This window comes from Streptomyces sp. YGL11-2, from assembly GCF_050054615.1.
GTDB lineage: Bacteria > Actinomycetota > Actinomycetes > Streptomycetales > Streptomycetaceae > Streptomyces.
Genome location: NZ_JBNHIN010000011.1, coordinates 131,385 through 154,214, shown reverse-complemented (window position 1 = coordinate 154,214; position 22,830 = coordinate 131,385). Strand labels below are relative to the sequence as shown.

The window sequence follows — 22,830 nt, the reverse complement described above, 5'->3', positions numbered from 1 at the left end:
CCCCCCGCGCCGGGTGCTCGAACGCGACGACGACCGCGAGCCCCATCCGCCGCCGGCCCCCGAGGACTGGGGCCCGGAACCGTACGTCGGGGACACCCACAGCATCTACCGCGCGGAGGACGACACTCCGCCGGCCCCCTGGGCGGCCCCGCCGCCACCGACCCGGCAGCACCCGCAGCACCCGCCGCCACCGACCCCGCCGGACCACCGGCAGCAGCCCACTCCTCCCGTCGAGTGGGGCAAGCAGCAGCGGTATCCCGGCGCACAGGGGCAGCCCGGCCCGCCGGGGCCGGGGCCCCAACAGCCCCCGGACAACGGGGCGTAGACCACGGCGACGGGTCGTGGCACCGGCGAAGGCTCGTGGCACCCGGAGGCCGGACTACGGCCGCCGCGCCAGGCCCGTCCCCCTGGCGGCGTCCAGGGCGTAGACGCAGCGGTCCTTGCTGCACGCGTAGACGACCCCGCCGACCGCCACCGGCGAGCCGGTGATCTCGCCGCCGGTCGCCAGCTTCCAGCGCAGCTGACCGCCCATCGCGTCGAGGGTGTACAGGCAGTGGTCGGCCGACCCGAAGTGCACCCGGCCCTCCGCGACGACGGGGGAGCCCACCACCTCGGCACCCGCCTGGAAGCGCCAGCGCGGGGTGCCGGTCACCGCGTCGAGGGTGTAGAGCGCCTTGCCGCTGCCCAGATGGACGGCGCCGTGCGCGACCAGCACCGGCTCGGTGGACTGGCGGGCCTCGGTGGCGATCCGCCAGCGGTCCCGGCCGTCGGCCGCGTCGAGGGCGTAGACCGTGCCCAGATAGTCGGCGAGGTAGATCCCGCCGCCGGTGACGGCCGGGCCGGGCGCGAAGGCGGGCGGGCTCACGAAGACCGCGGGCGCCTCGAAGTGCCAGCGCAGCTCGCCGCGGGCGATGTCAATCGCCAGCACCCGCGCCCCGGCGACCACATAGACCGCCCCGTCCGGCGCGGGCAGCAGCCGCATCGGCACACCGCCGCAGGACGCCGTGTCGCCCACCGGATACGACCAGCGCTCGGCGCCGGTACGCAGCTCCAGCGCCTTCAGTCGCGCGTCGGCCCAGACGAAGACCGTGCCGTCGTGCAGGACCGGCCCGGCCTCGGCGGTCTCGAAGTCCGTCTGGACGCCGCCGATCTCCCACAGCAGCTCGCCGTTGGCGGCCTCCCACGCCTGGACACCGCCGCCCCGGGTGCCGGTGACGACGGTGCCGCGGCCGGCCGCGAGGGCGTAGACCCAGCCCTCGGTGCCCAGCCGCCAGCGCTCGGTGCCGTCGTCGGCGTCGAGGGTGTAGAGGGTCGGGCCGTCCGAGGCGTGGATCCGGCCGTCCGCGACCGACATCGCCCACGCGACGTCACGGGTCTTGAACTTCCGCCGCCCGCTGGCCACATCGAGCGCGTGCACCTCGAAGGAGGTGACGTAGAGCAGGTCGCCGGCGACCACGGGGGTGCCCCACACGTCGTTCGACATCCGGAACCGCCACGGGCGCCAGCGGCCCGGCTCGGCGGCCGGCGCCTCGGGCGCGGCGACCGGCGCGGGCGGGGCCGGCGGGGCGGCCTGGATCCCGTCTCCCGCCGCGCCGTTGGGGGCGGCGGCACCCTGCTGCGGCACACCGGCCGCCGCCGGGCCGCCGGCGGGCGGCCGGACCCAGTTCGTCGCGGCACCGGCCTGGGCGCGCTGCGGCGCGGCCTCCCCGGCGCGCGGCCCCGGCCCTATCGGGGCGTGCGAACCACTGAGCCGTACGGGACCGCCGGCGGGGGCGAGGTCCGCCGCCGCGGCCTCCGGGCCCACCGGCTGCGGCACCGGCATCGCGCCACGGGGGTCGGCGCCGCGGTGCGCGGCGGGACCGGCGCCGATCCGAGGCTGGCCGCCGTACTCAGCCGGCGGGCTCTCCGGGCGCGGCGGCGCCACCGGCTGCTGCGGGGCGGCGGCCTGCGGCGGGGGCGGCGGCACCGCGGACTGCGGGCGGCCGGCGCCGCGGGGGACGGAGGCGGCGCGCGGGGTGCTCTGCGGGACGGCGCCGCGGCCGCCACCGCGCCGCTGCTCGATGAGCGCCACGGCACCGGGCGGCAGCCAGGCCGACGCGGTGCCGCTGTCGTCGCTGCCGGAGCCGAACAGATGCGGCGCCAGCTGCGACTGGAGGTCGGCCGGGGACGGCCGGTGGGCCGCCTCCATCTGCATACAGGACTCCATCAGCGGCCGGAGCTCGTCCGGCAGCCCGGCCAGGTCGGGGCCCTCCCGGAGCAGCATGAAGACCGTCTCGACGGGGTTGGCGCCGTGGAACGGGGCGTGCCCGGTGGCGGCGAAGACCAGCGTGGAGCCGAGCGAGAAGACATCGCTGGCGCCCGTGACGCTGCGGGAGTCACGGGCCTGCTCGGGCGACATGTAGGCAGGGGTGCCCACGGCTACGTTGGTCATCGTCAGCCGGGTGTTGGACACCCCGGAGGCGATACCGAAGTCGATCACCCGCGGACCGTCCTCGACCACCAGGACGTTGGACGGCTTCAGATCGCGGTGCACCAGCCCGGCGCCGTGGATCGACTGCAGCGCCTCCGCGATCCCGGCGGCCAGCCAGCGCACCGCCTGGGCCGGCAGCGGCCCGCATTCATTGACTATTTCCTCCAGGGAGGGCGCGGGGACGTACGCCGTCGCCAGCCAGGGCACGGCCGCCCTGGGGTCGGCGTCGACCACCGCCGCGGTGTAGAAGCCGCTGACCGCGCGGGCCGCCTCGACCTCGCGGGTGAAGCGGACCCGGAACAGCTGGTCCTCGGCGAGTTCGGTGCGGACCGTCTTGATCGCCACCCGCCGGCCGGACGCCGACCGCGCCAGATAGACCAGGCCCATGCCGCCGGCCCCGAGACGGCCGAGGACCTCGAACGGGCCGATCCGCCGGGGATCGTGCTGCGTCAGCTGCGTCAGCTGCTCCACCACTTGCCTGCCACCTCCCCGTGGGGCGTAAAAGAGACTCTCCATAGCCACGGGCCGCCGAGAGCCACTGCCCCGTGCAGCGTCTCCCCGCCTGCGGCAAGGAGTGTCGAAACGGCCGTACGCACCCTGATTCTTCCTGGCCGGGCCGACGGTTGCGAACCCGGGGCCTGTCGGTCGTGTCACGAATCACCCCCTGCAATGCGCAACAAGGCCATTACCCGGCGTATTCCACCCCCGCCTGACGTGCTCCGATACGTCCGCGGACGGGCGGTTACCGAGGGGTTACCGGCAAGTTGCGCGCCGCCCCGAATCGGCGCCAGGGAAATTCCTTCCACCCATCACCCCAACCGGACGGATGGATTCCGCGCGGAAAACCGGACGAAGAGCGCACGCACACCCGTCCGGCGCGCACCGCGCGGCCACCCCGGCGACCGGCCGCCGGTGGCCGAAACCGTGCCCTTCGCCTCCCCCTGACAAGAGGCGTCCCACCCGCACCGCTCCGCATACCGTCCCCCGTATCCCGCCCCTGCGCACCGGCGGGTCACCGCCGGTGCGCTCAATTCTGCGTCGTCCAGGGCGATTTCGGGGGCAGGACACCGCGCGTGGCGCACGAATTGCCGTAGCGCCGCCCCGCCTCCACTCCAAGCTAGCCGCGGGATACGCGTCCCGCGCGGCCGGGATTCGAACACGGGGGCGATTCATGCTCGACTGCCGCACGGTGGACACCACCCCCATAAAGGGTGTGGAGCCCCAACGAGCCACATCGGGTGCACACTTGTCGTCAGAGCGACGGGGGTTGTCCACCAAAGTTGTCCACAGCCTGTTGATAACACCATTCACTGGATCGGACCAATGGACGCGCTGCCGATCCGGGCCGCGATCAGGCCCGTTATCAGGGCGGTAACGAGGACTCGAAGCCCCGAACTCCCCCGTCCCCATTTGCAGGCAGCCAAATCGCGCTCCGATCACCCCTCGGTAAGCTGACGGCATGACAGGACAAGTTCGAACCGTCGACGGCAGAGTTGCCGGCCGCCGCGGACAGGCGACGCGGCAAAAGCTTCTCGACTGCCTCAGTGAAATGCTCAGTTCGTCCCCCTATCGGGACGTCAAAGTCATCGACGTGGCCCGCAAAGCGGGCACTTCGCCCGCAACGTTCTATCAGTACTTCCCCGATGTGGAAGGCGCCGTCCTCGAAATCGCCGAGGAGATGGCCAAAGAAGGCGCAAGTCTGACCGATCTGGTCGCCGAACGCTCCTGGGTGGGCAAGTCCGGCTGGCAGGCTGCGGAGGAGCTGGTCGACGGCTTCCTCTCCTTCTGGCGCAAGCACGACGCGATTCTGCGCGTGATCGACCTGGGCGCGGCCGAGGGTGACAAGCGGTTCTACAAGATCCGCATGAAGATCCTCAACGCGGTCACCAACTCCCTTACGGACTCGATCCAGGAGCTCCAGAGCAAGGGCAAGGTCGACAAGGACGTCAGCCCGGCGGCCATGGCCGGCTCGCTCGTCGCGATGCTGGCGGCGGTCGCCGGACACCAGAAGGGTTTTCAGAGCTGGGGCGTCAAGCAGGCCGACCTCAAGCCGAATCTGGCCCTTCTGGTGCACTTCGGCGTCACCGGCAAGAAGCCGACCAAGTAACCGGGATTGCCGGATACCGGATCGAACCGGTCGCGTCGAGAGCCCGCCTGCCTCGATGTCCCGGTGTTTCCGGGACAGTTCGCCCTCCGTCCTGAGTCCGTCCTGCCATAGCCGTTTCGCGCACGCAGCGGGTGCCGACCGCCCCTCCGGGGTCCGTACGGCGCCCGCTGCGCGTGTGCGGTGGCCCGTCGAACGCCGGCAGGTCAGCGCCGGTCGAGCCGGAACAGCCTGATCTCCCGCGCCACCCGCGCCTGATAGGCGGCGTACGGCGGCCAGCGGTCCCGTGCCGCCCGCCAGGCCCGCGCCCGCTCCTCCCCCGTGAGCAGCCGGGCCCGCACCGGAATGTCCCGGCCCCGCCAACTCACCTCCGCCTCCGGGTTCTTGAGGAGGTTTCCGGTCCAGGCCGGATGCCCCGGCCGCCCGAAGTTGCTGCCGATCAGCAGCCAGCCGCCGTCGTCCTGCGGCAGGCAGGCCAGCGGAGTGCGCCGCGGCCGCCCGCTCCTGGCACCGGTCGCGGTCAGGATCGCACCGGGCAGCATCCGGGCGCTGAGCAGCACCCGCCCGCGGGTCAGCCGGTGGACGGCGCGGTCCAGCGCGGGGATGACGTGCGGCGCGATCCGCGCGAACGTCCGGGTCGCGGAGACCCGCTGCACCAGCCGCTCTCCCGGGGGCATCAGGCGCCGACCGCCGCTCGGACCGCGCGCGGCGCCCCGTCCGCGTCCGCGAACAGGCCGGCCTGTTCGGCGGCTCGGGCCCGCAGCCGGTGCACCGGCCCCAGCACCAGCTCGTCGCAGGCCGCCCGCTTGAAGTAGAGATGCGCGTCGTGCTCCCAGGTGAAGCCGATCCCACCGTGCAGTTGCACCGCCTCGGCCGCCACCGCGCGCAGCGCCTCCAGCGCCTGGGCGAGCGCCAGCGCGCCCACACCGGGCCCGTCGGCCTCCCCGGTCCGGCCGCCGCCCGCCGCCCAGGCCGCGTAGTACGCCGCCGAGCGCGCCGCCTGCACCGCCACGTAAAGGTCCGCGAGCCGGTGCTGCACGGCCTGGAAGGAGCCGATCGGCCGGCCGAACTGGGTGCGTTCCTGCACATAGCCGACCGTACGGGCCAGCGCCGCGTCGGCCGCTCCGACCGCCTCGGCGGCCAGCGCCGCGGCCGCCGACGCCCCGGTGGCGGCCAGCGCCCCGGCCACCCCGGCGCCCTCCCCGTCCGGCTCCCGGCCCGCGTCACCCGCCCGCTCGCCCAGCAACTCGGCTGCCACGTCGCGGAGTTCGATCCGCGCCTGCGGCCGGGTCTCGTCCATCGCGGTCTGCCGGGTCCGCAGCAGACCGGGCGGCGCTGCCCCGTCCGGCCCCTGCGCCCGTACGACGAAGAGCCGGGTGCGGCTGCGCGCGAACCCGCCCGTGTGCGCGGCGACCACCAGCACATCGGCGGTGTGCCCGTCGAGGACCTGCCCGGCCTCCCCGTAGAGCCGCCAGCCCGCGCCGCCGCCCGGCGACGGCGGCCGCTGCGGCAACCGCGCCTGGATCCCACCGGCCCGGCCGCCGCCCGCCCAGTCGCCGTCGTTGGGCCCGGTCAGCGCCAGCGCGGTGGCCAGCCGCCCGCCCGGTACGGCGAGGGTGGCGGTCAGCTCCCCGGCGGCGAGGGCGGGCAGCAGCTCGGCGCGCTGGCGTGCGCTGCCGAGCGCCAGGATCAGCGGGGCGGCCAGTACGGCGGTGGCGATCAGCGGCGAGGGAAGCACGACACGGCCGGTTTCCTCGCAGGCCAGGGCGAGTTCGGTGGGCCCGCAACCGACCCCGCCGTACGCGGTGGGCAGGGCCAGTCCGGGCAGCCCGAGCTGCTGGGCGAGTTGCCGCCACAGCCCGGCGTCATGGCCCTCCGGGGTGCGTACCGCCGCCTTGACCTCGTCCGGGCCGCAGCGTTTGCGCAGCAGTTCGCGCAGTGTGCGGCGGATCTCGTCCTGCTCCTCGGTGAACGCGGCATCCATCGGCGGGCTCCTCCCGGCCGTGCGGTACCGCCCGCCCGGCCGGGCGGGACGTGCAGCGCAGGTTCTGACGTGGTGCGGCAGCAGACGATCTGACGGGGCGTCATAGTAGGGAGGCCGCCCGCAGTTTCCCAGTCCCGGGCGGACTTTCCCGGCCGCCCTCGCCCTCCGCCCCCTCCGGCACACACCCTCCAGAGCGCGCTCTGCCGGCCTCGCCGTATCTGATGTACCGTCAGATTCATGACGTCAGGGACCCTTTCCCGGAACCGCAAGGTCGCCGTCGCCGGAGTCGCCCTGTCCGACTGCGGACGCGTGGACGAGGCCACCCCCTACGCCCTGCACGCCCAGGCCGCCCGCCGGGCGCTCGCCGACTCCGGTCTCGACCGCTCGGTGATCGACGGCTTCGCCTCGGCGGGCCTCGGCACCCTCGCGCCCATCGAGGTCGCGGAATACCTGGGCCTGCGCCCCACCTGGGTCGACTCCACCTCGGTCGGCGGTGCGACCTGGGAAGTGATGGCCGCGCACGCCGCCGACGCGATCGCCGCCGGCCGGGCCGACGCCGTACTGCTGGTCTACGGCTCCACCGCCCGCGCCGACATCAGGGCGCGGCGCCGCACCGCCAACCTCTCCTTCGGCGCCCGCGGCCCGCTCCAGTTCGAGGTCCCCTACGGGCACACCCTGATCGCCAAGTACGCGATGGCCGCCCGCCGCCATATGCACCAGTACGGGACGACCCTGGAACAACTGGCCCAGATAGCCGTCCAGGCGCGGGCCAACGCCGCGACGAACCCGGACGCCCTGTACCGCGCCCCGATCACCGTCGACGAGGTGCTCTCCGGCCCGATGATCGCCGACCCGTTCACCAAGCTGCACTGCTGCATCCGCTCCGACGGCGGCTGCGCGGTACTGCTGGTCGCCGAGGACCGCGTGCCCGACCTGGCCAAGCCCCCGGTCTGGGTGCTCGGTTCGGGCACCTCCGTCTCGCACACCACCATGTCGGAGTGGGACGACTTCACCGTCTCCCCGGCCGCCGTCTCCGGCCGGCTGGCCTTCGAACGCGCCGGCGTCCGCCCCTCGGAGATCGACCTCGCCGAGATCTACGACGCCTTCACCTATATGACCCTGGTGACCCTGGAGGACCTGGGCTTCTGCGCCAAGGGGGAGGGCGGCGCGTTCGTCGGAAAGGGGCGGCTGCTGCGGGACGGCGAGCTGCCGGTGAACACCGACGGCGGCGGGCTGGCCGCCTGCCACCCGGGGATGCGCGGGCTGTTCCTGCTGGTCGAGGCGGTACGCCAGCTCCGCGGCGAGGCCGGCCCGGACCGCCAGGTACGGAAACCCGGCGGCGGCCTGCCGCGGCTCGCGGTGGCCTCCGGTACGGGCGGCTGGTTCTGCTCGTCGGGGACGGTGGTGCTGGGGCGGGGGTAGGGGGAGGGAGGCAGGGGCGGCCCCGTCGCCGACTTCCCTCTACTGCCGCTTACCGCCGCCCACTTCGGCGCGGGTCCGGTGAACCGGGCGACCAGTAGGGCGATCCGCCGGTCCTGGTGGCCGTCGCCGCCTCTGAGGCGGCCGTCGCGGTCGAGCATCGCGTCACAGAGCGCGGGGTCGGCGCGGGCGAACCCTGCGAGCAGGATCTATACATGCGTCATAGACAAGCGTTTAAGACGCTTGTACAGTCGTGTTCGCGCGCCACCACCACCCAGGAGCACCACCGCCCGAAGGGAATCCGCCATGCCCGGAACCGACGCAACGCCCCGCGCCTCTCGGCCAGTTCAGCCGGTCACGTCCGCTCAGCCCGTCCCCTCCGTGCGGACCGTGCTGATCTCCGGGGCCGGTATCGCCGGCCCGGCGCTCGCCTACTGGCTGCACCGCTACGGCTTCGCGGTCACCGTCGTGGAGCGCGCCCCCGCACCGCGGACCGGCGGTTACAAGGTCGACATCCGGGGTCCTGCCATCGACGTCGCCGAGCGGATGGGGATCCTGGAGGACATCCAGCGCTCCAGTTCGGACATGCGGACCGGCGCCTACGTGAACAGCCGAGGCAAGCGGATCGCCACCCTCCCCGCCGACATCTTCGGCGCCCGCGTCGGCCGCGACGACGAGATCATGCGCGGCAGGTTGGTGCGGATCCTCCACGAACGGACCCGGGCGGACGTCGCGTACCGCTTCGGCGACTCGATCACGTCCCTGACGCCGCTCACGGGCAGCGGGGAGTGCGGCGTCGAGGTCGCCTTCGAGCGGGGCGCGACCCGCCGCTTCGACCTGGTCGTGGGCGCGGACGGGCTGCACTCCACCGTCCGACGGCTCGCCTTCGGCCCCGAGGAGCGCTTCCTGCGGCACCTCGGCGGGTACCTCTCGGCCTTCTCGCTGGAGAACGAACTCGGCCTGGACCGCGAGGAGTTGTACCACGCCCTCCCCGGCAAGCTGACCTGCGTCTACCACTCGGCCGGAGAGCCGGGCGCCAAGGGCCTGCTCGGCTTCCGCTCCCCGCGGCTGGAGTACGACCACCGGGACACCGAGCGCCAGCTCGACCTGCTGGACGGCGCGTTCGCGGGCGACGGCTGGCAGATCCCCCGGCTGCTCGAAGCGGCCCGCGAGGCCGACGACTTCTACTTCGACGGCCTCCACCTCGTCCAGATGGACCGCTGGTCCCGCGGGCCGGTGGTGCTGCTCGGCGACGCCGCGCACTGCGCCTCGCCCGCCTCGGGGCAGGGCACGGGGATGGCGCTGGTCGGCGCGTACGTACTCGCCGGGGAGCTGGCGGCGGCCGGCGGCGACCCGGCGGTGGCGTTCGCGCGCTACGAGGCGGAGATGCGCGGGTATGTCGCGGCCAATCACGCGCTGGCGGAGAAGTTCGCCCGCGAGATGACGCCGCCGACCTGGTGGCAGATCCGGCTGCGGCATCTCATGCTGCGGATGCTGCCGCACATGCCCTGGAAGAACTGGGTCGCACGGAAGGTCGCCGAGGACGTTCAGCGCGGCGCCCACGCGATCACGCTCAAGGACTACCCGCTGCCGCCCGTGGCCGCGGCCCCTCCCGCGCAGCCCACGTACGCTGCCTGACATGGCCGATCACCACGCGCACCCCGACCGCTCGCCCCGCCCCACCGGCCGACCCTCCCCCGAGGCCGCGACGGAGGGGGCCGCCGCCGCGGATGCCTTCCGCGAGCTGCTGCGCGGGCTGCGGGTCTGGGACTGCGAACTGCCGTCGTTCGACCCCGGGCAGGCGCCCGCCGAGCCGCTGCCGCTCTTCCGGCGGTGGCTGCGGGAGGCCGCCGAGGCCGGCGTTCCCGAGCCGCACACCATGACCCTGGCGACGGCGGACGAGGCCGGCGACCCCTCCGTACGGACCCTGATGCTGCACGATGCCGACGAGCGGGGCTGGCACTTCGGCACCCACCGCGGCAGCCGCAAGGGCCGCGAACTGGCCGCCCGCCCGCGCGCCGCGCTCGGCTTCTACTGGGCGGCGGTCGGCCGCCAGGTACGGATCCGCGGCACGGTGACCGCGGCCGGCCCGGAGGAGAGCGCGGCCGATCTGCACCACCGCTCGACCGGTGCGCTGGCGGCGGCGCTGGTCGGCCGCCAGAGCGAGGTGCTCGGCTCGACCGAGGAACTGGCCCGCGCCTCGGACGCCGCCTGGGAGCGCGCCCGCCGCGAACCGGACGCACCCGTCCCGAGCTGGACGCTGTACGTCCTGCGCGCCGATGAGGTGGAGTTCTTCCAGGGCGATGCCCGGCGGCGCCACGTACGGCTCAACTACCACCGTACGGAGGGTGGTTGGGAGCGGGAGCTGCTCTGGCCGTGAGGGCGTGGCGGGGGGACGCGGCGGGGCGGCGGCAAGCGGGAGCGCCGCCGCCGTCAGGGCCTACAGCTGCTGGTACATGATGTGCAGCCCCACATACCCCTGGGTGGGGTGGTGGAAGCCCTCGGGCAGCGTCGTCATGATCGTGAAGCCGAGGGACCGCCAGAGGGCGACGGCGCCGGTGTTGGTCTCCACGACGGCGTTGAACTGCATCGCCCGGTAGCCCTCGGCGCGGGCCCAGGCCAGGACGTGCTCGCCCAGGGCCCGTCCCGTGCCGCGCCGGCGGTACCGCGGGTCGACCATGAAGCTGGCGCTGGCGATGTGCCCGGCGCCGCCGAAGTGGTTGGGGTTCATCTTGGCCGAGCCCAGCACCGTCCCGGAGTCGTCGACGGCGACGACCGTACGGCCGGGCGGCTCCAGCATCCAGCTCGCACGGGCCGCCGGCTCGTCGATGTCGCGCGGATAGGTGTAGGTCTCCCCGGCCCGCACGACGTCCCGGAAGAACGGCCAGACGGCGGGCCAGTCGGCGGCGGTCGCGTCGCGGATCAGCACGGGTGCGGTCGGTAGGGACGGGGTCGGTGCGAGTGGGTTCGGCTCGGACGGCGTCGGTGCGGGTGGGTTCGGCTCGGGTGGGATCGGCACCGGAACAGCGTGCCGCGGACCGGGCGGGGCCGCCACCGGATTACCGCGGGCCTCCAGGCCACGGGCCTCCAGGCCGCCGGCCCGCCGCCCGTGCCGCGTCGCTCACCCGCCGCCCGTGCCGCGTCGCTCACCCGTCGCGCGCCGGCCGGAAGACCGGGACGGCGTACCCGCCGCCGCCCACCGCTCCTTCCCCGCGTGAGTCCGCGGGGTCCGTGCGGAAGTGCACCGCGAGCGGCATCCCGATCCGGAGGTCCGCCACCGCGCAGTCCGTCACCTCGGTCATCATCCGCGGGCCTTCGGCGAGTTCGACCATGGCCGCCACGTACGGGACCCGGTCGCCGAAGGGCGGGAGGTCGTTGCGGTGCACGACGGACCAGGTGTAGAGGGTGGCGCGGCCGGACGCCGGCTCCCAGCCGACGTCCTCGCTCCAGCAGTGCGGGCAGAACTCGCGCGGGTAGTGGTGGACCGCCCCGCACCCCGCGGCGCGACACCGGCGCAGCAGCAGCCGCCCCGCGGCCGCGGCATCCCAGTAGGTCCGGGTGAAGGCGTCCGCCTCCGGCAGATCGGACCGCGCCACCGCACTCCCGGCGGCGCCTGCCGACCCGGCCGGGCCCCCCGCACGTCCCGAACTCCCCCTACGTCCCGCACTCATCCGCACACCCCCAGCGCACACCGCTGTTCACGTCCCGGGTCCTGACTCTGACGGTACGTCAGTTCAGCGGATGGATGGCCGGGCGCGCAAGAGGCCGGGGTCGCGAGCCACCGGGTGCGCGCCGGTCCGGCCTCGCCGAGCCCGCACGCGAAGCTTTACCGTGCAGCCCCATTCCTGACATGCCGTCAGTTCAGTAATCTGACTAGGCGTCAGCTATCCGCCGCGTACGGAGCGGGAGCAGTGCGGTGCGGTGCAGTGCGCCAGCGCGCGGTGTGCAGCGTGCGGTGTGCAGCGCGGGCTGACCGGTGCGCGCACCCGGTGCGGTGCGGCGCGCAGTGCAGTCAACGAGAGCCGTCACACAGGAGCGGGCGTCTGCGATGCTTGGATCGACTCACGGCACCCTCACCACGCACTCCCGGCCGGCCCGCGTCGTGGCCTGCGGGGAGCAACCCCCACACACCGTCCACAGCATGACCGACCCACGGGGCAGCGCCGGGCGGCCCGGCGACGGCGCCGTCGACCACGACGTCAGCGGCCGTCCGCTGAGCGCCCCCGTCCCCGACCTGGACCGCTTCTTCCGGCCCGAGTCCGTGGCGGTGATCGGCGCCTCGGACAGCGAAGGCCGGCCCAACACCGGCATCACGCGCCAGCTCATCGCCTGGGCGGAGCGGGTCGGCGCCCGGCTCCACCCGGTCAACCCCGGACGCGAGCAGGTCTTCGGCCGAGCCTGCCACGCCACCGTCGCCGACCTGCCCGAAGCCGTCGACCTCGCCGTGCTGCTGGTCGGCGACCCGCTGCCGGTCATCGAGCAACTGGCCGAGGCCAAGGTGAAGTTCGCGGTCGCCTTCGCCTCCGGCTTCGCCGAGACCGGCGTGGACGGGGCCGCCGCCCAGGACCGGCTCGCCGAGGCCGTCGAACGCTCCGGCCTGCGGCTCCTCGGGCCGAACACCAACCTCAACGCCTTCGAGAAGTTCCGCGATGATCTGGACGGTCCGGCCATCGCGCTGATCACGCAGTCGGGCCACCAGGGCCGGCCCGTCTTCACCCTCCAGGAACTGGGCATCCGCCTCTCGCACTGGGCTCCGACCGGCAACGAGGCCGATCTGGAGACCGCCGACTTCCTCTCCTACTTCGCCACCCGTCCCGAGGTCGGGGCGATCGCCGCGTATGTGGAAGGGCTCAAGGACGGCCGCGGCTTTCTGCTCGCCGCCGACCGCGCCGCCCGCAACAAGGTGCCGGTGGTCGTCGTCAAGGTCGGCCGCACCGAGACCGGCGCCCGTATGGCCGCCTCGCACACCGGCAAGCTCACCGGCGCGGACGAGGTGGTGGACGCCGCGATGCGGCAGTTCGGCGTGATCCGGGTGGACGGGCTCGACGAGCTCCAGGACACCGCGGCACTGCTGGCCCGCGCCCGGAAGCCCACCGCCGAGGGCATCGCCGTCTACTCGATCTCCGGCGGCACCGGCGCCCACTTCTCCGATCTGGCGACCGCGGCGGGCCTGCGGCTGCCGACCCTGTCCGACGCCAAGCAGGCCGAACTCCACCAGTGGATACCGGACTACCTCAACGTCGCCAACCCGATCGACAACGGCGGCCACCCGGTCGGCGACTGGCGCGGGCGCAAGATCCTCGACGCGATCCTCGCCGACCCGTCCGTCGGCGTGCTCATCTGCCCGATCACCGGCCCCTTCCCGCCGATGAGCGACAAGCTGGCACAGGACCTGGTGGACGCGGCGGAGCAGACGGACAAGCAGGTGTGCGTGGTCTGGGGCTCGCCGGTCGGCACCGAGGACGCCTATCGCCGCACCCTCCTCGGCTCCTCGCGCGTGGCGACCTTCCGCACCTTCGCCAACTGCATCACCGCCGTCCGCGCCTACCTCGACCACCACCGCTTCGCCGCCGGCTACCGCTCGCCCTTCGACGAGGCGCCGCGGGTGCTCTCCCCCTCCTTCCGGAAGGCGCAGGCGCTGATGCGGCCGGGCCAGCAGCTGAGCGAACACGCGGCGAAGCAGCTGCTGCGCGCCTACGGGATCCGCGTACCGCGCGAGCAGCTGGTGACCAGCGCCGCGGCGGCCGTACGGGCGGCGAGCCTGGTCGGCTATCCGGTGGTCATGAAGGGCTCCGGCCCGCAACTGGCCCACAAGACCGAACTCGGCCTGGTCAAGGTCGGGTTGACCTCGGCCAGCCAGGTCAGGGACGCCTATCGCGAGCTGACCGACATCGCCCGCTACGAAGGCGTGCCGCTGGACGGCGTGCTCGTCTGCCAGATGGTCGAGCGGGGCGTCGAGATGGTCGTCGGCGTCACCCACGACCCGCTGTTCGGGCCGACCGTGTCCGTCGGGCTGGGCGGGGTGCTCGTGGAGGTCCTGCGGGACATCGCGGTGGGCGTACCGCCCTTCGGCGAGGACCGGGCGCGCGCGATGCTCGGCGAACTCCGCGGCCACGCGCTCCTGGAGGGCGTACGCGGCGCACCGCCGGCGGACACCGACGGGCTGGTCGAGGTGGTCCTCAGGGTGCAGCGGATGGCCCTGGAACTCGGCGGCGAGCTGGCGGAGTTGGACATCAACCCGCTGGTCGTGCTGGAGCGCGGCCAGGGCGCGGTGGCGCTGGACGCGCTGGCGATCTGCCACTGATGACCACGGCGATCCCTCGCCACGTTCCCGGTACCCACTGCCCTTTCCCCGTCCCCCCTCTGGAGCCGCACCCCCATGACGTCCGCACCGTCCTCCCGCGCCGATTCCCCCGCCGACGAGGGCCCGGCGCCCGCCGCCGGCCCTGCCGATCCCGTCGATCCCGTCGATTCCTTGATACTGCACAGCGCTGACAACGGCGTCTCGTGGCTGACCCTCAACCGCCCGGACGCCATGAACGCCCTCACCTGGGAGCAGCGCGAACGCCTCATCGGCCGGCTCGCCGACGCCTCCGCCGACCCGGACGTACGGGCGGTGGTGATCACCGCGACCGGCAAGGGGTTCTGCGCCGGCGCCGATCTGCGCGGCCCGCCGCCGGCCGGCGGGACGGACGGCGGCGGCGCGCGGGTGGCCGGCGATGTCGCGCGGATGATCCGGAACGGCGCGCAGCGGTTCATCGCCGCCGTACTGGACTGCGAGAAGCCGGTCATCGCCGCCGTCAACGGGACCGCCGCCGGGATCGGCGCGCATCTCGCGTTCGCCTGCGATCTGGTGCTGGCCGCCGAATCGGCCCGGTTCATCGAGGTGTTCGCGCGCCGCGGGCTGGTCCCGGACGGCGGCGGCGCCTATCTGCTGCCGCGGCTGATCGGCCCGCAGCGCGCCAAGGAGCTGATGTTCTTCGGCGACGCCGTACCGGCCGCCGAGGCCGCCCGCCTGGGCCTGGTCAACCGGGTCGTGCCGGACGGCGAGTTGGCGAAGACCGCCCGGGAGTGGGCGGAGCGGCTGGCCGCCGGCCCGACCCGCGCCCTCGCCCTCACCAAGGCGCTGGTCAACGCCTCCCTGGACACCGACCGCGGCACGGCCTTCGCCGCCGAGGCCACCGCCCAGGAGCTCACCATGACGACGGCGGACGCGCAGGAGGGCGTCGCCTCCTTCGTCGAGCGCCGCCGTCCCACCTACCGGGGCCGGTGACCGCGTCCCATCTACCGTGGCCGGTGGCCGCGTTCGCCCTACCGGGGCCGGTGGCCGCGTTCCGCCTGCCGGGGCCGGTGGCTGCTCACCTCTCCCCCGCCGGGCATTCGGGCACCTCCCGCGTGTTACGGGTCCGCACTCCCGGCAGCCATCCCGACACCCCGCCCACGCCGGTGACCCGGTACCAGCGGGTGGAGGTGACCCCCTCCTCGTCCCGCAGCAGTTGCCCGTCCGAGGCCACGCAGCGCGCCCACAGGACCTCGCCGTGCCAGACCCGCCCGGCGAGGTTCCCGCGCGCCGCGTACGCGGTGTGCGGGTCCTTGGCCAGCCGCAACGCGCACTCCAGGGTGCGGCCCGTACGGCATGCCTCCTCGCTGTTGTAGACCGTGACCGGCATCGTCCCGGGCGGTCCGGCCGGCCGGATGTCCACCGGCCCCGGCCGCACCAGCCACCACACGCCCAGCGCCACCGCCGCCACCGCCGCGGCCACCGCCAGCGCGACGGCGAGAGGGCGCCGCCGCGCCCACACCCCCGCCGTGGACCGCCCCGCGCCCGGCTGCTCCCGGACCCGGGCCCACAGCCCGGCCGGCGTCTCGATCTGCTCGTCGGCCAGCCGCAGTCGCGCCCGCAGCAGCGCCGCGGCCTCCTCGTCCGCGTCGCCGTACCGTGGCCCCGCGCCCATCGTGCCGCTCACCTCCCGGCCTGCCCGTGCTCCGATTCAACGAGGTACGCGCGCAGCCTGTCCAGGGCCCGCGCCCGATGCCGGGCCGCGGTGCCGCGGTGCACCTTCATGATCTTCGCGGCCTGGTCGATCGTGTACCCGTCCAGATCGACGAGGATCACGATCCCCGCCTGCCGGTGCGAGAGCCGCCCCAGCAGCCGCACCGCCTCCAGCTCCGCATGCCGCCGCGCCACCCCGCCGTCCCATCCGCCGTACCCGCCACCGACCGCCCCCGCGTCGTCGGCTCCCTCCACCACCGCCACCTCGTCCACCAGCACCTGCCGGCGGTCCTTGCGGTACGCGTCCCGGGCGACACTGAGCACGGCGGTGAAGGCGTAGGCGTACGGCTCGGGGTGTGCGAGGAAGCGCTGCGGCCGGGCGGCGAGCTTCAGATACGCCTCGTGCACCACGTCCTCCGCGGACTGCCGCGATCCGGCCAGCATCACCGCGCGCCGGTAGAGCCGGGGCAACAGGCCGCAGAAGACCTCGTCGAAGGTGGGCGATACGGATGACGCGGCGGACATGGATGCCGGCGGTGTCACATCGGCCATGTACCGGAACACTCCCCCGTGCTTGGCTACGGCGCGACCGAGGTGGACGTACCCGTGCGCTCGGCAGCCAATCAGGACCGCCCCCCGCGCTCCCCCGAATACCCCTGATCCACCCCCGCAGTTCCCCCCAAACCACCCTTCAGGGTGGCGTCCACCCTTCCAATCTGACGCTGCATCAGATTCAATGCAGGCATGATGGGACACGCCGGAATGGCGGCCACCGCAGTGCGCTACCTACGGGCCGCGGGCGCACCGACCAAGGCCGCCCCACCGGTCGCACAGGACCCCACCGCGCTCCCCCGCCCTGCCCTGCACGCCGTGCGGGAGGACGAACGCGCCCCCCTGGACCCGGCCGAATTCCGCGCCGTCCTGGGCCACTTCGCGAGCGGCGTCACGGTCATCACCGCCCCGGGCGACAGCGGCCCGGCCGGCTTCGCCTGCCAGTCCTTCGCCTCCCTCTCCCTGGACCCGCCCCTGGTGGCGTTCATGGTCGCCCGCACCTCGACGACCTGGCCGCGCATCGCCCGCGCCGGTGTCTTCTGCGTCAACGTCCTCGGCGCCGAACAGGGCGCGCTCTGCCGCGCCTTCGCGGTCAGCGGCGCCGACAAGTTCGCCGGCGTCACCCACACCCCGGCCCCCGCCACCGGTTCCCCCCGCCTGGCGGACGTCCCCGCCTGGATCGACTGCACCGTCCACGCCGTGCACACCGGCGGCGACCACCTCATCGTCGTCGGCCGGGTCGACGCCCTCGGCACCGACCCGGCCGCGGCCGAACGCGGGCCCCTCCTCTTCCACCGGGGGGCGTTCGGGCGGTTCGACGGCTGACGGGAGCCTGCCGGCTGCCTCAGCGGGGGACGGCGAAGGTGCGCCGATAGCCGCTGGGCGTCGTCCCCAACTCGTCGAAGAAGCGGCGGCGGAAGTTCGAGGGGTCGGGGAATCCTGCCGCCGCGGCCACCGACTCCACTGTGGCATCCGTCCGCTCCAGCAGCGTGCACGCCTCCTGGATCCGCCGGCGCAGCAGCCACTTTCCCGGGCTCGTGCCGAGGTGGCGCTCGAACAGCCGGGCCAGCGTGCGGGGCGAGACCGCGCCGTGGGCGGCGAGCGCGCCGAGGGTGAGCGACCGGTGGAGGTTCGCTCGGCCCATTCCAGAATCCGCGCGAGCGTGGCGTCCTCGGTACCGCCCCGCGGGGGCGGCACCCGAGAGAACTGCCGCTGCCCGCCCTCCCGATGGGGCGGCAACTGCCTCCACTTCGCCTTCGGCCGCTCCGGTCCGGCGGGCGACACCCTCACGTCCTTCACCGGCCTGCTCCGTGCGGGCGTGCTGGAGACCCTCTGGCACGTGATCGCGGATTCCGCGGTGAAACCACCGCGCCCCGGCGCGACCCCCGAACTCCGCACGCTGCCCTGGCCGCACGCGGCGATGACGAACGCCGACACCTTCCGGCGGGTCCGGCCGTGACGGCGGAGTGAGCCCGGGCGGCGGTCCCCGCCAGGTCCGGACGGAGCGCTTTCCCGAAAGAAGCCCCGATACGGAGGTTTTCGGCCCATTCACGGTGATTGGTTGCACCGGGGGCGGGGAGCCACGAAGGATCATGGGCATGGTTGCTGATCCTGGCCCGTCCCGGGGAGACGACCCCCCGCCCGCCGCTCCGGCCCCGTCCTCCGGCGACCCGTTCCCGGCCGCGGTGCTGTCGCTGACGGTCACCATCGGCATGACCGACGCCATCAGTTTCCTCGGCCTGGGCGAGGTCTTCGTCGGCATGATGACCGGCAACGTCGTGGCGTTCGGCTTCGCGCTCGGCGGTGTTCCGGACCTCGCCAGACTCGCCCCGCTGCTGGCCCTGACCGGCTTCCTGACCGGCGTCGCCGCCACCGCGACCGCCCTGCGCAGGGCGGCCTCCGCCGCCTCCCGCGAGTGGTTCTGCACGGCCCTGGCCGTCGAGGCAGTGCTGCTCCTGGCCGCCGCGGTCATCTCGTTCCGGCACCCCGGCGGCCACGGTCACCACGCGCTGGTGACCCTGCTGTCCCTAACGATGGGCATCCGCTGCGCCGCCGTGCGCAGCCTCGCGATACCGGAGCTGCTCACCACCTTCGCCCTCACCGGCGCGCTGATCTCCCTCGTCCACGGCGCCTGCACCGGTACCGGCTCGCACACCCCGCGCCGCCTCGGCCTCATCGGCAGCACCGCGCTCGGTGCCGTCATCGGGGCCACCGCCCTCACCCAACTCGGGCGCAGCTGGGCCCTGCTGGCCACCTCGCTCACCGTCGCCGCCCTCACCGCCGTCCTCCGCTGCCACCCCGGATCACAGCGCAGCCGTTGAGCCGCGCGACCCCGGCCCTGCCCCATTCGGACGGGCCCTACGCCGCCGCCCGCCCCCTCCCCCGGATCACCACCGCCATCAGCGCCGCCACCGCGCACAGTGCGCCGGAGGCGTACCAGACCGGGTCGTAGGTGCCGAAGGCGTCGCGGGCCAGGCCGCCGAGGTAGGCGATGAGGGCGGCGCCCACCTGGTGGGCGGCGAGGACCCAGCCGAAGACGATGGCGCTGTCGGCCCCGTAGTACTCGCGGCACAGGGCGATGGTCGGGGGGACGGTGGCGACCCAGTCGAGGCCGTAGAAGACGATGAAGAAGATCATCGGGGGGTGGACGGTGTCCGCGAAGAGCACCGGCAGGAACATCAGGGAGACGCCCCGCAGGGCGTAGTAGACGGCGAGCAGCCGGCGGGTGTCGAAGCGGTCGGTGAACCAGCCGGAGGCGATGGTGCCCGCGATGTCGAAGACGCCGACGACGGCGAGGAGCGAGGCGGCCGCGGTCATCGGCATGCCGTGGTCGTGGGCGGCGGGCACGAAGTGGGTCTTGACCAGCCCGTTCGTCGTGGCGCCGCAGATCGCGAAGGTCCCGGCGAGGAGCCAGAAGGGCCCGGTGCCGGCGGCCGAGGCCAGGGCCCGCAGGGCGCGGCGGGCGGCGCCCTGCTGCGGGGGCGGCTTGGGGACGAAGTCCGCGGACCCGTACGGAGCCACCCCCACGTCGGCCGGGTGGTCGCGGAGCAGCAGCCAGACGAGGGGGACGACGGCGAGCGCGGCGAGGGCGACGGTGACGGCGGCCGGGCGCCAGTCGTGGCGCTCGACGATCCAGGAGAGCAGCGGCAGGAACACCAGCTGGCCGGAGGCGCCGGCGGCGGTGAGGACGCCGGTGACCAGGCCGCGCCGGGCCACGAACCAGCGGCCGGTGACGGTCGCGGCGAAGGCGAGCGCCATCGAGCCGCTGCCCAGGCCCACCAGCACGCCCCAGAGCAGGACCAGTTGCCAGCTGGCGGTCATGAAGACGGTGAGTCCGGCGCCGATGGCGATCACGGTCAGCGCGGCGCCGACCACCCGGCGGATACCGAAGCGGTCCATGAGGGCGGCGGCGAACGGGGCGGTCAGCCCGTAGAGGGCGAGATTGACCGACACCGCGAAGCCGATGGTGCCGCGCGACCAGTGGAACTCGTCGTGCAGCGGGTCGATCAGCAGCCCGGGGAGGGAGGCGAAGCCGGCCGCGCCGGTGATCGTCAGGAAGGTGACGGCGGCGACGGACCAGGCCCGGTGGGGGCGGCGGAGGCGTCGGGGCACGGCCGGGGGAGCTGCGGGAGCCTCCTCGCCGGGCGCACCTGTCGGCAGATCGAGCGGTGTCTGGGTCACCTCGCCAGCTTCGGGGACGCCGCCCTACCGAACGAGTGGCCGGAGGGCCAGGGTTCGCAAGGTTCGGGCCAGCCCTCCGGCCGGCGCCTCACCACCCGGGCCGGTCCTCCGGCCGGCGTCTCACCCCTCGTCCCGCCCGAACAGCAGCACCCCCCGCGCCACCCGCCCGTGGTGCGCGTCGTCCGCCGCCTTGGCGAAGTCCTCCACCGCGTACGTACGGGTCACCAACTCGTCCAGCAGCAGACGCCCTTCGCGGTACAGCCGGGCGTACAGGGCGATGTCCCGCTGTGGGCGGGAGGATCCGTAGCGGCAGCCCAGGATGGACTTGTCCAGGTACATCGACGAGACGAGGAAGGACGCCTCGGCGGTGGCCGGCGGAACGCCCAGCAGCACCGCCTGCCCGTGCCGGTCCAGCAGGTCGATCGCCTGCCGGATCAGCCGCGTACTGCCCACACACTCGAAGGCGTGGTCGGCGCCGGTCGGCAGGATCGCCTTCACCGCCTTGACGGTGTCCGGGACGGCCGACGCGTCGACGAAGTGCGTCGCCCCGAACTGCCGGGCCGACGCCTCCTTCGCCGGGTTGGTGTCCACCGCCACGATCAACGACGCGCCCGCGATCCGCGCGCCCTGGAGCACGTTGAGGCCGATCCCGCCCGTCCCGACGACCACCACGGAGTCCCCGCGGTCCACCTTCGCCCGGTTGAGCACGGCGCCGACCCCGGTCAGCACCCCGCACCCGATCAGCGCCGCGGACGTCAGCGGAATGTCCCGGGCGATCTTCACCGCCTGCACCGCCTTGACGACGGTGCGCTCCGCGAACGCCGAGTTCGACGCGAAGTTGAACAGCCGCGTCTCCCCACGCCGGAACGGCTTCCCGGGCATCCCGATCGCCTTGCGGCACATCGTCGGCCGCCCCCGGTCGCACTCCGCGCACGCCCCGCAGTTCGCCAGCGTCGACAGCGCCACATGGTCACCGGGCACGACATGGTCCACGCCCGCACCCACGGCCTCGACCACCCCGGCCCCCTCGTGTCCCAGCACCACCGGCACCGGGAACGGAATGGTCCCGTCGATCACCGACAGATCGCTGTGGCACAGCCCCGCGGCCCGGATCCCCACCAGCACCTCGCCCGGCCCCGGATCCCGTACCTCCAGATCGTCCACGACCCGGGGCTGCTCACCGTCGAATATGACGCCCTTCATCTGAACCGCTCCGCTCTCGGCAGGCCGAGCACCCGCTCGGCGATGATGTTGCGCTGGATCTCGTCCGAGCCGCCGTAGATCGTGTCGGCCCGGGTGAACAGGAACAGCCGTTGCAGCGCGTCGAGTTCGTACGGTGCCGCCGCGTCCCAGTCGGCGGGCCCCACCACGGCCGCCGCCCCGCGGACCCGCATCGCCAGCTCCCCCAGCCGCTGATGCCAGCCGCCCCACAGCAGTTTCGCCACGCTCGGCGCCCCTGCGTCACCATCTGCCCCCAGAGTCCGCAGCGCATTCCACCGCATGACCTTCAACTCGCCCCACTGCCTTACGAGTTGATCCCGCAGCACGGGGTCCCGCACCGCCCCGCACCGCAGCGCCGCCGCAACCACCGCACCCAGCTCCGCGGCGAAACCGATCTGCTGGACCAGCGTCGACACCCCCCGCTCCAGCGCCAGCAGCCCCATCGCCACCCGCCAGCCCGCGCCCTCCCCGCCCACCACGTGCTCGGCGCGCGCCACCGCCCCGTCGAAGAACACCTCGTTGAACTCCGCCGTCCCCGACATCTGCCGGATCGGCCGCACCTCGATCCGCCCCGGCTGGTCCATCGGGACCAGCAGGAACGACAGCCCCCGGTGCCGCCGCTCCCCCGGGTCCGTCCGCGCCAGCACGAAGCACCAGTCCGCCTCCATGGCCAGCGAGGTCCACACCTTCTGCCCGCTGACCCGGTACCCGCCCCCGTCCCGCACCGCCACCGTCCGCAGCCCCGCCAGGTCCGACCCCGCGTCCGGTTCGCTGTACCCCTGGCACCACAGCTCCTCCCCCCGCGCCACCGCCGGCAGGAACCGTCCGCGCTGCGCCTCGTCCCCGTACGCGATCAGCGTCGGCGCCAGCAGGTTCTCCCCGATGTGGCCCACCCGCCCCGGCGCCCCGGCCCGCGCGTACTCCTCCGCCCACACCACCTGCTGCGTCAGCGACCCCGCCCGGTTCCCGTACGCACCGTGCCGCCGGTCCCACCCGAGCCCGATCCACCCGCCCCTCCCCAACTCCCGCTCCCAGGCCCGCCGAACACCACCCCCCACATGCTCACTCCCGGGCCCACCCCGCCCCCGCAACGCGGCGAACTCCCCCACCAGGTGCCCCTCAAGCCACTCCCGCGCCGCACCCCGGAACGACTCCTCATCATCACCAAACCCGAACTCCACCCGAGCCCTCCCACTCGCACAGACCCCCACCCGCCGTCTCTCCCCATCACCCACGGGAGGGGACGGGCCGGAGGGGGCGGTGTGCAGGACGTAAAGCGAAGCAGTCCTGCACACCGCCCCCGGAGGCCCGTCACCGCACCCCGACAGCCCCGCGCAGCGGACAACACCCCGCGCCGAAGGCGCAAAGACAGAACCCCCACGGCGGGAAAGCCAAAAACGTGGGAA

General features: G+C 74.0%; 20 protein-coding genes and 1 pseudogene. 10 read left to right on the top strand and 11 right to left on the bottom strand.

Features of this window, described 5'->3' with window-relative positions; all coding sequences use genetic code 11:
• Positions 1-325: pseudogene (locus ACO1BR_RS15490) on the top strand (hypothetical protein); the annotation flags it as partial.
• A gap of 54 nt (positions 326-379) precedes the next feature.
• Here the strand turns inward: ACO1BR_RS15490 and ACO1BR_RS15485 are convergent.
• Positions 380-2,986, bottom strand: coding sequence for a PQQ-binding-like beta-propeller repeat protein (locus ACO1BR_RS15485; RefSeq protein ID WP_426795697.1), 2,607 nt, complete (start codon positions 2,984-2,986; stop codon positions 380-382).
• A gap of 943 nt (positions 2,987-3,929) precedes the next feature.
• Here ACO1BR_RS15485 and ACO1BR_RS15480 point away from each other — a divergent pair.
• Positions 3,930-4,577 carry a TetR family transcriptional regulator gene (locus ACO1BR_RS15480; RefSeq protein ID WP_426795626.1) on the top strand — a complete coding sequence of 216 codons (648 nt, stop codon included), beginning with the start codon at positions 3,930-3,932 and terminating at the stop codon, positions 4,575-4,577.
• A gap of 203 nt (positions 4,578-4,780) precedes the next feature.
• Here the strand turns inward: ACO1BR_RS15480 and ACO1BR_RS15475 are convergent, their stop codons facing one another.
• Both ACO1BR_RS15475 and ACO1BR_RS15470 read right to left on the bottom strand, forming a co-directional pair.
• On the bottom strand, positions 4,781-5,251 hold the full coding sequence (locus ACO1BR_RS15475) for a nitroreductase family deazaflavin-dependent oxidoreductase (RefSeq protein WP_426795625.1): 471 nt from the start codon (positions 5,249-5,251) through the stop codon (positions 4,781-4,783).
• Positions 5,251-6,558 carry an acyl-CoA dehydrogenase family protein gene (locus tag ACO1BR_RS15470; RefSeq protein WP_426795624.1) on the bottom strand — a complete coding sequence of 436 codons (1,308 nt, stop codon included), beginning with the start codon at positions 6,556-6,558 and terminating at the stop codon, positions 5,251-5,253. Before ACO1BR_RS15470 ends, ACO1BR_RS15475 begins: the two co-directional genes overlap by 1 nt.
• A 237-nt stretch (positions 6,559-6,795) precedes the next feature.
• On the opposite strand from ACO1BR_RS15470, the gene ACO1BR_RS15465 reads away from it, so the two are divergent.
• The 3 genes from ACO1BR_RS15465 (at position 6,796) to ACO1BR_RS15455 (ending at position 10,357) form a co-directional block, all read left to right on the top strand.
• A complete protein-coding gene (locus ACO1BR_RS15465; protein WP_426795623.1) occupies positions 6,796-7,980 on the top strand; it encodes a thiolase C-terminal domain-containing protein in 1,185 nt (394 codons plus the stop codon).
• Positions 7,981-8,358: 378 nt separating this feature from the next.
• Positions 8,359-9,615: an FAD-dependent monooxygenase gene (locus ACO1BR_RS15460; RefSeq protein ID WP_426795622.1), complete on the top strand. Its 1,257-nt coding sequence runs from the start codon at positions 8,359-8,361 to the stop codon at positions 9,613-9,615.
• Position 9,616: 1 nt separating this feature from the next.
• Positions 9,617-10,357, top strand: coding sequence for a pyridoxine/pyridoxamine 5'-phosphate oxidase (locus ACO1BR_RS15455; RefSeq protein ID WP_426795621.1), 741 nt, complete (start codon positions 9,617-9,619; stop codon positions 10,355-10,357).
• Positions 10,358-10,417: 60 nt separating this feature from the next.
• Here the strand turns inward: ACO1BR_RS15455 and ACO1BR_RS15450 are convergent, their stop codons facing one another.
• Complete coding sequence (locus ACO1BR_RS15450; RefSeq protein ID WP_426795620.1) at positions 10,418-10,906, bottom strand: N-acetyltransferase family protein; 489 nt, start codon at positions 10,904-10,906, stop codon at positions 10,418-10,420.
• Between the two features lie 217 nt (positions 10,907-11,123).
• The gene (locus tag ACO1BR_RS15445; protein WP_426795619.1) at positions 11,124-11,573 is read right to left on the bottom strand and encodes a Zn-ribbon domain-containing OB-fold protein; all 450 of its coding nucleotides are present in this window, start codon (positions 11,571-11,573) and stop codon (positions 11,124-11,126) included.
• Positions 11,574-12,025: 452 nt separating this feature from the next.
• Here ACO1BR_RS15445 and ACO1BR_RS15440 point away from each other — a divergent pair, with 452 nt between their 5' ends.
• Both ACO1BR_RS15440 and ACO1BR_RS15435 read left to right on the top strand, forming a co-directional pair.
• Positions 12,026-14,281, top strand: a complete 2,256-nt coding sequence (locus tag ACO1BR_RS15440; protein ID WP_426795618.1) for an acetate--CoA ligase family protein — start codon at positions 12,026-12,028, stop codon at positions 14,279-14,281.
• A 75-nt stretch (positions 14,282-14,356) separates the two neighbouring features.
• The gene (locus ACO1BR_RS15435) at positions 14,357-15,250 is read left to right on the top strand and encodes an enoyl-CoA hydratase/isomerase family protein (protein WP_426795617.1); all 894 of its coding nucleotides are present in this window, start codon (positions 14,357-14,359) and stop codon (positions 15,248-15,250) included.
• Between the two features lie 85 nt (positions 15,251-15,335).
• Here ACO1BR_RS15435 and ACO1BR_RS15430 read toward each other — a convergent pair whose 3' ends face one another.
• The gene (locus ACO1BR_RS15430; protein WP_426795616.1) at positions 15,336-15,932 is read right to left on the bottom strand and encodes a hypothetical protein; all 597 of its coding nucleotides are present in this window, start codon (positions 15,930-15,932) and stop codon (positions 15,336-15,338) included.
• An 8-nt stretch (positions 15,933-15,940) separates the two neighbouring features.
• Positions 15,941-16,522, bottom strand: coding sequence for an RNA polymerase sigma factor (locus ACO1BR_RS15425; RefSeq protein WP_426795615.1), 582 nt, complete (start codon positions 16,520-16,522; stop codon positions 15,941-15,943).
• A 192-nt stretch (positions 16,523-16,714) separates the two neighbouring features.
• Here ACO1BR_RS15425 and ACO1BR_RS15420 point away from each other — a divergent pair, with 192 nt between their 5' ends.
• Positions 16,715-17,347, top strand: a complete 633-nt coding sequence (locus ACO1BR_RS15420; RefSeq protein ID WP_426795614.1) for a flavin reductase family protein — start codon at positions 16,715-16,717, stop codon at positions 17,345-17,347.
• A gap of 19 nt (positions 17,348-17,366) precedes the next feature.
• On the opposite strand, the gene ACO1BR_RS15415 is transcribed toward ACO1BR_RS15420, so the two are convergent.
• Positions 17,367-17,666: a helix-turn-helix domain-containing protein gene (locus tag ACO1BR_RS15415; RefSeq protein ID WP_426795613.1), complete on the bottom strand. Its 300-nt coding sequence runs from the start codon at positions 17,664-17,666 to the stop codon at positions 17,367-17,369.
• Positions 17,667-17,684: 18 nt separating this feature from the next.
• On the opposite strand from ACO1BR_RS15415, the gene ACO1BR_RS15410 reads away from it, so the two are divergent.
• Complete coding sequence (locus ACO1BR_RS15410) at positions 17,685-17,981, top strand: hypothetical protein (RefSeq protein WP_426795612.1); 297 nt, start codon at positions 17,685-17,687, stop codon at positions 17,979-17,981.
• Positions 17,982-18,120: 139 nt separating this feature from the next.
• The gene (locus ACO1BR_RS15405; RefSeq protein WP_426795611.1) at positions 18,121-18,843 is read left to right on the top strand and encodes a YoaK family protein; all 723 of its coding nucleotides are present in this window, start codon (positions 18,121-18,123) and stop codon (positions 18,841-18,843) included.
• Positions 18,844-18,880: 37 nt separating this feature from the next.
• Here the strand turns inward: ACO1BR_RS15405 and ACO1BR_RS15400 are convergent, their stop codons facing one another.
• The 3 genes from ACO1BR_RS15400 to ACO1BR_RS15390 all read right to left on the bottom strand — a co-directional run bounded on the left by ACO1BR_RS15400 (position 18,881) and on the right by ACO1BR_RS15390 (position 22,605).
• The gene (locus tag ACO1BR_RS15400; protein WP_426795610.1) at positions 18,881-20,203 is read right to left on the bottom strand and encodes an MFS transporter; all 1,323 of its coding nucleotides are present in this window, start codon (positions 20,201-20,203) and stop codon (positions 18,881-18,883) included.
• A gap of 120 nt (positions 20,204-20,323) precedes the next feature.
• On the bottom strand, positions 20,324-21,406 hold the full coding sequence (locus ACO1BR_RS15395) for a Zn-dependent alcohol dehydrogenase (RefSeq protein WP_426795609.1): 1,083 nt from the start codon (positions 21,404-21,406) through the stop codon (positions 20,324-20,326).
• The gene (locus ACO1BR_RS15390; protein WP_426795608.1) at positions 21,403-22,605 is read right to left on the bottom strand and encodes an acyl-CoA dehydrogenase family protein; all 1,203 of its coding nucleotides are present in this window, start codon (positions 22,603-22,605) and stop codon (positions 21,403-21,405) included. The genes ACO1BR_RS15395 and ACO1BR_RS15390 overlap by 4 nt, the downstream gene beginning before the upstream one ends.
• Positions 22,606-22,830 lie beyond the last annotated feature (225 nt).